The following is a 4,252-nucleotide window of genomic DNA, read 5'->3' as shown; positions in this document are numbered from 1 at the left end:
ATACTAGAGAAAGCTTTACATATATTTACATTTTTAATATTTATGATTATTATTAATTTGAATAAATATTCCGAATAAAGGGGATGTTAAAATGTTCAAGAAATTATTAGTGGGAACAGTAGCAACAGGAATTATAATGTCGGGAAAGGATAATGATATTGGTATATTACGGGAGAAGGCGGAATTGTAGGAGCAAAGGGAATGTGCCCATATTGACCATATGACGGATATGGAGATAAATGTTGCCAAGTAGAAGCTGGAGCTACAACAATCCTCATCGGTAAAGGATTCATAATGTAATCACTCCTAAAGTAGTATTCATGTAATAGGGTATGCGCTCACTGAATATAGATGTGCACAATCTAGGCCTATAAACATAATAATTAACGAACAGAAAATATGGTTACTAATCTTATGATATGTCAATATGGGTGTTTTATTTTACTATGTAGATAGAACAAACATGTGTATATCAATTATCGTAGGCGCTGCCGTGATTTGGGTGGCGTTTTGTTTGTTGTTAAGGAAAGATAAGGAGGAGAAGAAATGAGTCTTACACTTCATAATGGAGATTTGAACAAGTTAGCAAGAGATATTACAATTTGATAAAAGGTTATAAAGTCGAATTAGTATAAAAGGAGGTGGTGCTATGCCTAAAATCAACTTCAGTGATAAACAATTACAAGTAATTAGAGCCCCTTTCAATTACACGCTAGAAGTTAATGAAGGCACATAACGCCACGTTCCGGTAAGACAACTGCCGGGCACTTCAGATATGCTCGTTATTTAACTAATTCAAGAGATGAAAACCATTTAGTCGTTGCGTACAATCAAGAACAGGCGCAACGACTTTTTATTGATGGAGACGGAACTGGATTAGCTCATATATTCGGAGATTTAGCGGTTATAAAACATAAAGAGCTCGGATCTCATTTAGAGATACACACGCCGCGAGGCATAAAGAGACTTTTTTATAAAGACGGCGGCAAAAGTAACAGTGTCGGCGCTATAACGGGTATGTCGCTCGGTAGTGTAGTCTTTTGTGAAATCAACTTATTAAACATGGGTATAATCCAAGAGTGCTTCCGTCGTACATTCGCTGCTCAGGACCGTTATCACTTAGCAGACTTAAACCCTCCTGCTCCTAACCATCCTGTTATATCGGAAGTATTCGACGTTCAAAACACACGTTGGACTCATTGGACTCCTAATGATAATCCGATATTATCAGAACAACGTAAGCAGGAAATATATGAGGTTTTCCCTAAGAATCCGTATCTATTGGAACGAGATTGGTATGGTAAACGAGTAATGCCTCAAGGTGTTATCTACAGCATGTTTGATATGGGTAAAAACATCCAACATGTTGTTTTGGGTGATCGATACGAAATGTTCTTTACTGCTGACGGTGGGCAAAGTGATGCTACAAGCTGCAGCTGTTACATTGTATCGAGATTTCAGAATAAATTCAGATTGTTCCGTGTGGCTAACTACTATTAGATACTAAATCTCCATCATCTACGATACGAGCATGCACTGGTGTAGCTCCCATTTTAGGTAAAGCACCCATCCACATAAAATGTGTACTAGCATATCGACCAATTTAGTAGTCCAATCATGCCTAAAAGGTTAGCACCTACGCATACTGTATTTAAATTAATATTAGGGTTGTGTGCTGCTTGATGTAGTACAGTTTTCAACTCTGTCTCAGAAGCTTTTTTTAACCTATTTACAACTGAATTTGGTCCATCATCGTAGGAATCGCCAGCACTACCTGGAATTAAAATTACACCTTCAGCGGTTGGATCGAGTATGCCTGTGGCTTCGATTCTTACGCCATTTACTCCACTTTTAACTAATCTTTTCCCTTCGACAGTTACTAACTCCACTATTACTTCTTCTGGAGAAAGAGCTGATGCAACGTGAAAGACATCATAAGGAGCAAGTGTATCCATTAAATCAAACCTATCAAATAAAACAACTTGAAATTTCATATTTTATACACATCCTATAATTATTTCAGACCGAACAGTTCGGTCTGATGAAAGTGCTATATACAGATTAATGAACAATCCTCCAGTTACAAGGAATATGATAATAGGTATGTATATATAACAGTCAATAGTTGCTTATAACACCTGGATTTTAATATCATAAAAATTCTGTAATATACGGAGAAAAAGTAAATAAAAAGAGAGAGTTCAGAATTTAAAAATCTGAATTTATAGATGTAATTATCCGTAATGTATGGGTCTTATGAGTAGCATCATTATATACATTTTGAATTTCCTTTCAGTGTTATAAATGGGGGGGAGTCTTATATATGGTTCCAATGTAACATACAAGTATCTAAATGGATTTTGTCTTAATACAACACTGTCTATTTAATTATCGCTAAACTTTTCTATTAGTTATACCAACCAACATATGTATAAAATCTTGATTTTTCAGTTTAAATTATTTAACATCTAACCATTAATCTTATTACTATCAAAAAATAACTTGTAGTCTAGCTACAAGTTATTTTTTGATAAGGTTATATGTTTTTAAATGAGGCAGTCCTATTGTTATATTTATAAGATTGAATAGATTTTTTGAACTACTAATCATTTAGCACCATACTGTAATTAAAAGAATGGTGAATTGTCATGAGTTGTCTTCGATGAAATAACCGAATGGAATATATGACATAAAACTTTAACACCCTCTTTTAATTCTTGTTCACTCATATAAGAAAAACTTAATCTCATATGATGATTTTCTAATTCTACAGGATAACAAGCTGAACCAGGCAAAAATGTCACTTTTTTCTTTTGTGCTTCTAAAAGAATAGAATTTGTATCTACCCACTCAGGAAGACTAATCCAAAGATTTAATCCTCCTTCAGGAGTGTACCATGAAACTTCAGAAGGAGCATACTTTGATAATAAATCTAAAACTAGATCTCTTCGTAATTTCAAAGCAGTTCGTAACTTTTTTATATGCTCCATTGATTTCTCTGATTTAATAAACGGTAAAATCATCTTCTGAGTGAGTAAAGGACTACCCAAATCTGCGTTAGCTTTTGCTGCTAACAATCGATTAAATATGGAACCAGAAGCAACTAAAACCCCAATTCTGCAACCAGGTGCAAATGTTTTACTTAAACCTTTTAAATAAATAACATGCCCGGAATCATCTAAGCTTTTTATAGGAATCGGTGGTTTTTTACTATAGTAAATTTCATTCCATGGATCATCTTCTATAATTATGCTATTGCTACTTTGGGCTATATCAAGAATCTGTCTACGCCTTTTGGCAGTTGTGATAACACCTGTTGGATTATGAAAAGTAGGGACTGTATATATAACCTTTGGTTTATATTTATCGCATAAACTCTGAAGAATATCTATCCTCATGCCATCTTTATCAATTGGAACGGTAAGGACTGTAGCACCTCTCCCACGAAAAACATCGATTGCTCCTGGATAAGTAGGAGCCTCCATAATAACCACATCATCAGGCCCGATAAATGTTCGAGCAATTAGACCGATTCCTTGCTGAGAGCATTTTGTAACTAATATATTATCTGGATCCGTAGTAATATCAGTTCTTTTTAAATATGCAGCCATTGCATGTCTTAGTTCAAGATCTCCTTGAACTTCTGCATACTGGGATAAGATCCTTGGATTATGAACAAATATTTTTTGAACTTCTTGTTCTAAAAAGCGGTTAGGAAATAACCTGGGATCAATCATTGAAGATGATAATTGAATCATTTCTGGAACTTGATGAAAACGAGAAAATTGAGATCTAGGTAAGTAATCCTGAATTGAGAGCTGCCAATTATAAGGTGAAACTTTTGGTTGTCGATTAACAACTTCTTTTCTTTCGGGATTAACAAAAGACCCTTTCCCTTGAATAGAAGTAACGAAGCCATCTTCCTCGAGTTTCTTATATGCTTTTGCTACTGTTACTAGACTCACCTTCAATTGTTTTGTAAGTGTGCGTATAGAAGGTAATTGTGTTCCTTCTTGTAGAAAACCAGAACGTATATGATCCACAATAGATAGATATATTTGGCTGGAAAGTGAAATTTCACTATTGCGTTGAATTTCAAAATGCATATTAAATCTCCTTTCAGTGTTATAGAAGGCGGTTGCGTGTTATATAGGGTTTCGATATAACATACAAGTAGTTCAAGGGATTTTCAAAATAAAATTTAAAATGCGAAAGGAGGTAATAGCTCTATTAATAAGTATTAGGTTAAACG

At 34.5% G+C, this 4,252-nt stretch carries 2 protein-coding genes and 1 pseudogene; 1 reads left to right on the top strand and 2 read right to left on the bottom strand.

Going from position 1 to position 4,252, the window contains the following annotated elements; genetic code table 11:
- Positions 1–649: 649 nt before the first annotated feature.
- Positions 650–1,497 (top strand): annotated as a pseudogene (locus ABWK52_RS12715) (PBSX family phage terminase large subunit); the annotation flags it as partial.
- Between the two features lie 89 nt (positions 1,498–1,586).
- On the opposite strand, the gene ABWK52_RS12710 reads toward ABWK52_RS12715, so the two are convergent.
- A complete protein-coding gene (locus ABWK52_RS12710; RefSeq protein ID WP_227593387.1) occupies positions 1,587–1,994 on the bottom strand; it encodes a hypothetical protein in 408 nt (135 codons plus the stop codon).
- Between the two features lie 633 nt (positions 1,995–2,627).
- Entirely contained in the window at positions 2,628–4,106 is a 1,479-nt protein-coding gene (locus ABWK52_RS12705) for a PLP-dependent aminotransferase family protein (RefSeq protein ID WP_098542155.1), read from the bottom strand.
- Positions 4,107–4,252 lie beyond the last annotated feature (146 nt).

It is taken from the genome of Bacillus sp. AP50 (genome assembly GCF_040492675.1).
In the GTDB taxonomy this organism is placed as follows: Bacteria; Bacillota; Bacilli; order Bacillales; family Bacillaceae_G; genus Bacillus_A; species Bacillus_A cereus.
Note: the sequence above shows the minus strand (reverse complement) of the source record. Positions and strands in the feature narration are given on the sequence as shown.

What these genes read in the sequence shown, in the direction of transcription:
- ABWK52_RS12710 (WP_227593387.1), bottom strand. Translation starts at nt 1,994, where the DNA reads ATGAAATTTCAAGTTGTTTTATTTGATAGGTTTGATTTAATGGATACA.
- ABWK52_RS12705 (WP_098542155.1), bottom strand. Translation starts at nt 4,106, where the DNA reads ATGCATTTTGAAATTCAACGCAATAGTGAAATTTCACTTTCCAGCCAA.